This window comes from Schaalia sp. (assembly GCF_050312375.1).
GTDB classification, from domain to species: domain Bacteria; phylum Actinomycetota; class Actinomycetes; order Actinomycetales; family Actinomycetaceae; genus Pauljensenia; species Pauljensenia hyovaginalis.
On sequence record NZ_JBNOYB010000124.1, the window covers coordinates 1 to 5,785 of the forward strand.

Genomic DNA, 5,785 nt, shown 5'->3' on the forward strand with positions numbered 1-5,785 from the left:
CGGGTTTTGTTCCCGGTGTTGAGGTTGAGGCTGTGTTGCATTCGGATCCGGTGAAGATCGGGTCGAAGCCTGCGGGTGCTGATGGCAAGGTGTCCTTCACCTTCACGGTGCCGAAGGATTTGGCTCCTGGTGCTCACAAGGTGGTTCTCACTCAGAAGGGCAAGAGTGCTGAGGCGGCGTTGACGGTCAAGGCGGCGTCGCAGCCGGCCCCCGTCGTCCCGCCTGCGCCGGGTGATCCCTCCGCTACGGCGGTGAAGCCTGCGTCTCAGAAGAAGGCCTCCGCTTCGACGCTCGCCGCCACGGGCGCCGAGACGGGCGCCCTCATGGGAATCGCGGGCCTGTTCGCACTGGCCGGCGTCGTGGCCGCCACTCGGCGCAGGAAGTGAGGATGCGAGCACGATCCGCGCCAAGCGCCTGAGGGCGAGGCGGGTCGTATGAACGGGGCGGGGCATCCATCGGGTGCCCCGCCCTTCGCCTCACCCCAGGGGAGCGCTCCATGAGATCTGCGCGCCGAGGCCGCCGATCCCCGAAGCGAGGGAGAAGCCCCCTCCGTGCCTGCGCGCCCGCTCCTTCATATTCGCCAGACCGGAGTTCCGAGTCCGATCCGGGTCGATTCCCCGACCGTCGTCTGCGATCGTGATGGTGATCGATCCGGCCTCGCCGATCCCGAGGACATCAACGGTGACCGCGGCCGCAGTGGCGTGCGCGTGGCGCGCGATGTTCGACAGGCCCTCGCGCACGACGGCGACGATGTCATCGCCCAGGTCGAGATCGATCCTCGCGTCGATCTGCTCGATCTTCGAACCCTCAGAATCCTCCGCCTCGTTGATGGGGGAGCCGTCGAGGGTGATGAGGAGCGAGGGCGCGAAGCCCAGGAGGGAACGGGTGAGGGACGCCTCCCTTCGGATGCGCTCGACGAGCGCCACCGCTTGATCCGGCTCGCGCAGATTATGCACGATCTGGCGGATCTGCCGGACGGCCTCGTCGATGGAGGCGAGCGCGCGGTCGATCGTCCGGTTGAGCGTCTCGGGATTGAGATCGCCCCGGGACGCTTCCTGCTTGGCGGCATCGAGCTGCATTCCCGTGGCGAAGAGCTGCTGGATCGCGAAGTCGTGCAGATCCCGGCCGATGCGATCGCGCTCATCGAGCAGAGTGGCGAGGTCCTCGGCGTGGCGCGCGGAGGCGAGTTCGAGCGCGAGGGCCGCCTGGGAGGCGAGGGATTCGGCCAGGGAGAGCTCGGACCCGTTGAATTCGGGTTGACCGATGCGCCGAAGGAGGATGAGGACGCCCGCGGTGTTCCCCCGGGACAGGAGCGGCGCGTAGAGGGCGGGACCGAAGGCGGAGAGCTGAGGGACGCGCATCGTCTGGGCGCGGGCCATCGAATCGACGATCATGCCGGTGCCCTCGTGGAGGACCGACATGGCGCGCCCCTCGGGAGGGAAGACGATGCCGAGGAGCGTATCGGCCAGGTAGCCGTCGATGATCTCCGCCGCCCAGGAGTCCCCGACGGAGGGCAGGACGATGATCGCGGTGTCGGCGCGCGAGACCTCGCGGACGGTGCGGGCGATGAGCTCGAGGGCCTCCTCCTCGTCCGCGCCCTCGAGCATCGTGGTCGTGAGGGATTGCGAAGCGGAGATCCAGCGTTCAGTGCGGCGCGCATCCGCGTAGAGGTGGGCGTTCTCGACGGCGACGCCGGCGGCGGGGGCGAGGGCGGTGAGGACGTCGACATCGGAGTCGGTGAATCCGCCGGGCTTGCCCGTCAGGTAGAGGCGGCCGTAGACCTGTTCGTGGACGAGGACGGAGACGCCGATGAAGTCGTCGGCGGCGATGAGTTCACTGTCCTCGACTGCTGCGCCGCGGTCGAGCCGCAGGTGCCCCTTCGCGGGGATCATGGCGATGATCTCCGCGGGTACCGTGGGACCGTCGAGGCCCTCACTGTGCTCGATGAGGAGGGTCGTCGCCCCCCACGTGTCGAGGACTCTCAAGGCCCCGTAGGCGGCGCGGGTGAGACGGCAGGCCTGATCGACGAAGCTGCGCAGGGCGGACTTGAGGTCGAGCGTGCTCGTCAGGTCGAGCGCGGCCTCGAGGAGGGCGTGGTCGGTGCGGGCGGTCATTGCTCGTCCTCCTGGGCGAGGGCCCATCGGTAGGGCGCGGATCGTTCGGCGAGCTCGGCGTGAGCCCCTCGGTCGAGGATACGCGCGGGCCCGTCGGGGCCGGGTCCGGGTCCGAGCACGATGATCTCATCGGCGTTCTCGAGGGCGGAGAGTCGGTGCGAGATGAGGAGGATGCCGCGCTCGGCGTCGGAGAGGACATCGGCGATGAGGGCGTCGGCGGTCGAGGCGTCGAGGTGCTCGCCCGCCTCGTCGAGGATGAGGAGCGGGGCGGGGGAGGCGAGGGCGCGTGCGATGAGGAGGCGGCGGCGTTCGCCGCCGGACACCGTCGCGCCCTGCGATCCGATCGGCGTGTGCAGGCCCGCGGGCAGCGCGTCGATCCACTGCTCCAGGCCTGCTCGGCGCAGCAGCGCCTCGGCTTCGTCTTCACCGAGGGCGCCGTTCGCGACCCGCAGGTTCTCCAGGACCGTAGAGGCGAAGACGTGGGCGTCCTCCGCGGTGACGGTGAGGAAGCGGGAGAGGTCCGTCCGTTCTGCCGCCCAGACATCGGTGCCCCCGATGGTGACCGTGCCCGCCTTGGCGGGGATGAGCCCCGCGAGCGTGAGGGCGAGGGTCGTCTTGCCGATTCCGGAGGGGCCGACGAGGGCGAGGGAGCGCCCGGGTTCGAGCTCGAGGTCGATCCCCTCGGCGAGGATCGGGCCCTTGGGCCATCCGATGGCCAGCCCGCGGGCCGACAGCATCGGCGCGGTGGATGCCGGGACCGGGTGAGCGTTGACGGGGGCCTCGTGGGCGAGGAGTTCGTCGATGCGGGCGGCCGCGTTGGCCGAGCGCACGAGCTGGACCATCGCGGGTGCGAGCTCCGCGGTGCCCTCGAAGGAGGCGAGGGGCGTGAGGACGAGCACCGCCAGCATAACGGGTGCGACGAGCCCGCCGTTTGTCGAGGGGATGCCGATGAGGAGGGCCGCGACGACGGCGGCGCCCATCGCGGCGCGGTCGATCCCGGCGGCGAGCGCTGCGAGGCGTGCCGCCCGGTTCGAGGCGGCGACGAGCCGGGATTCGCTGCCCGCGATCGCGGAGCGCAGGTCATCGATGCGTCCGGCGACTTGGAGCTCCGACGCGCCCTCGACCAGGGAGAGGGTGTGGGCCGCGAGCTGCGTGCGCGCCTCGGTCGTGTCGATCTGGGCGATCCTCGCGGCGCGGGAGGAGAGCAGGGGGGCGAAGGCTCCCGAGATCAAGAGGCTGAGGGCGAGGATGAGTCCGCTCGTCGGCGAAACGAGCCCGATGCCGATGACGGTGCCGAGTGCCACGACGGCGGCGACGATCACGGGGAGGAAGGTCTTGACGACGAGGTCGCCGACGTCGTCCACGTCGCGACCGGTGCGCGCGAGCAGGTCGCCGCGTTTGATCGAGGTCAGCGTGTCGATCCGCTGCATCGAGAGGATCCGGTAGAGGTTCTGCCGGAGCGAGTCCATTCCTTCGAGGGCGACCCTGTGACTTGCGAGTCGCTGGCAGTAGCGCAGCACCGCCCTCGACACCCCGAAGAGCCGGACGGACACGGCGGCGACGGTGAGGAAGAGGACCGGAGGATGCTCGGAGGCCCGGGCGATGAGCCATGCGGCGGTCGCCGACAGGGCGATCGCCGCGCCGAGGGCGCCCGATCCGAGGAGCACGGAGAGGGCGAAGCCCTTCGCGTCGACCTCGAGCAGGGGGATGATGCGGCGGAGCGCCGCGCGTTCCCGATCGGTGAGGACCTTCATTCGTTCCTCCCGGCGTTGTCGAGGAGCACGGAGTCGTCGAGCAGCCCGGGCAGGTCGACGTCGAAGGACTGCGGGCCGGCGGGGATCTCGCCGAGGATCGGGTACTCGAGGAGCTCCTCGGCGGTGGCGCGACGCGATTCGATCATGATCGTGCGGTCAGCGAGCGCGATGAGGGCCGATCGGTGGGCGATGATGAGGACCGTTTTCCCCTGCGATTTGAGCGCATCGAGGGCGCGGGCGATGTCGTCCTGGCTGACGGCGTCGAGGTGGGCGGTGGGTTCGTCGAGGACGACGAGGGGGCTGTCGTCGACGAGGGCGCGCGTGAGGGCGAGCCGCTGGCGCTGTCCGACCGACAGGCCCGTTCCTCCGACGCCAATGCGCGCGTCCCATCCCTGCTCGAGGGAGGCGACGACATGGTCGAAGCCGGTCCGCCGGGCGGCCGCCCGGAGCTCGTCGTCGAGGGCGGAGCGTGAGAAGTTCTCCAGGATGGTGCCGGGAATGATCGTGGGGCTCTGCGGCACCCATGAGATGCGGGACCACCAGTCGACGAGGTCGACCTCGGCCAGATCGACGGGGGCGCCGCCTGCGGGCGTCAGGAGGATCCGTCCGCGCGTCGGGGCGAGCAGACCGAGGATCGTGAGGACCGTCGTGGTCTTGCCCGCTCCGGAGCGACCGACGAGGACGGTGATCGTTCCCGCTTCGATCGAGGCGTCGAGGTCGGCCGGAGCCCAGGTCCCGCGCGCGGCGACGCTCAGGCCGTCGATCGTGATCGTGGTCGTCGACGGGTCGGGCGCCGTGAGGCCCTTCGCGCGCGCCGCGCGGGGGGCTTGCGGCCGGGGGAGCTCGATGATCGTGAATGCGGCATCGGCTGCGGCGACCCCGTTGGCGGAGGCGTGGAACTGGGCGCCGACCTGGCGCAGGGGCTCGAAGACTTCGGGGGCGAGCATGATGACGGCCAATCCCGCCGCCAGGGAGATGTTGCCGTAGACGAGGCGCATGCCGACTTCGACGGCGACGAGGGCGACCGAGATCGTGGCGAGGAATTCGAGGACGGCTCCGGAGAGGAAGGCGACCCGCAGAGTCGCCATCGTGGTCCGCGTGTTCTCCTCGCCGAGCTTCTCGAGGTGCGCGCGGGGACCGTCTTGGCGGCCGAGACCGCGCAGGGTCGGCAGACCCGCCATGAGGTCGAGGAGCTGCGCGCCGAGCTGTTCCATCGCGTGGAGCTTCGCGGTGGACGATTCCTGGGTGAATCGGCCGATGAGGATCATGAAGATCGGGATCAGCGGAACGACGAGGGCCGCGATGAGCCCCGACCAGGGGTCGAGGTAGAGCATCACGGCGAGGGCGAGCGGCGTCGCCGTGCAGGTGAGGACGAGCTGGGGGAGGAACTTGACGAAGTAGGGGCCGAGATCGTCGAGGCCGCGTGTGAGCAGGGTGGCGGTTTCCGCGCCGTGGAGTGCGCGCCAGCGGGGGCCGAGTTCCTCCGAGGCGACGAGGACTTCTTCGCGCAGGTCCCGGATCGCGTGGTCGGCGCCGCGTTGCGCGACGGATTCGCGGGCGGCGGTGAGCAGGCCCCGGGCCAGGACGACGAGGGCGAGCACGCCGATGAGGGGGAGGACATCGCTCAGGGAGCGCCCGTCTTCGATCACCGGTGAAAGGGAGAAGGAGATGAGGAGGGCCTGCGCGATGACGGCGAGGGCGATGAGGGTGCCCAGGGCGGCGGTCGCGAGGATCGCTCCTCTGGCTGAACGGGCGTAGGAGAGGAGTCGTGGGTCGAAGGGGCGCACCCGTCTATTGTGCCTCATCGCCTGTGCCTTAAGTCCCGCATGCGCCTGCTCCTTCATCGATTCCTCGTCCCGCGCTCGCAGCTCGAGCGCGTGCAACGGCGGGTGGCCCGGTGCGCGTGCACCGGAGTAT

The 5,785-nt window shown here is 70.2% G+C and carries 4 protein-coding genes; 1 reads left to right on the plus strand and 3 read right to left on the minus strand.

Going from position 1 to position 5,785, the window contains the following annotated elements; translation table 11 throughout:
* Positions 1-386, plus strand: a 386-nt coding sequence (locus ACQY7V_RS10160) for an LPXTG cell wall anchor domain-containing protein (RefSeq protein WP_303843747.1), incomplete at its 5' end; no start/stop codon positions are given.
* Positions 387-476: 90 nt separating this feature from the next.
* Here ACQY7V_RS10160 and ACQY7V_RS10165 read toward each other — a convergent pair.
* The 3 genes from ACQY7V_RS10165 to cydD are packed head-to-tail and all read right to left on the minus strand — an operon-like array spanning position 477 to position 5,673.
* Entirely contained in the window at positions 477-2,114 is a 1,638-nt protein-coding gene (locus tag ACQY7V_RS10165) for a sensor histidine kinase (protein WP_428640120.1), read from the minus strand.
* A complete protein-coding gene (gene cydC / locus ACQY7V_RS10170) occupies positions 2,111-3,868 on the minus strand; it encodes a thiol reductant ABC exporter subunit CydC (protein ID WP_428640122.1) in 1,758 nt (585 codons plus the stop codon). The genes ACQY7V_RS10165 and cydC overlap by 4 nt, the downstream gene beginning before the upstream one ends.
* Positions 3,865-5,673 (minus strand): thiol reductant ABC exporter subunit CydD, encoded by a 1,809-nt coding sequence (gene cydD, locus ACQY7V_RS10175; RefSeq protein ID WP_428640123.1) that lies wholly within the window; start codon positions 5,671-5,673, stop codon positions 3,865-3,867. The genes cydC and cydD overlap by 4 nt, the downstream gene beginning before the upstream one ends.
* Positions 5,674-5,785: the final 112 nt, after the last annotated feature.

Coding starts and splice junctions, on each gene's coding strand:
- ACQY7V_RS10165 (WP_428640120.1), bottom strand. CDS start 2,114: ATGACCGCCCGCACCGACCACGCCCTCCTCGAGGCCGCGCTCGACCTG.
- cydC (WP_428640122.1), bottom strand. CDS start 3,868: ATGAAGGTCCTCACCGATCGGGAACGCGCGGCGCTCCGCCGCATCATC.
- cydD (WP_428640123.1), bottom strand. CDS start 5,673: ATGAGGCACAATAGACGGGTGCGCCCCTTCGACCCACGACTCCTCTCC.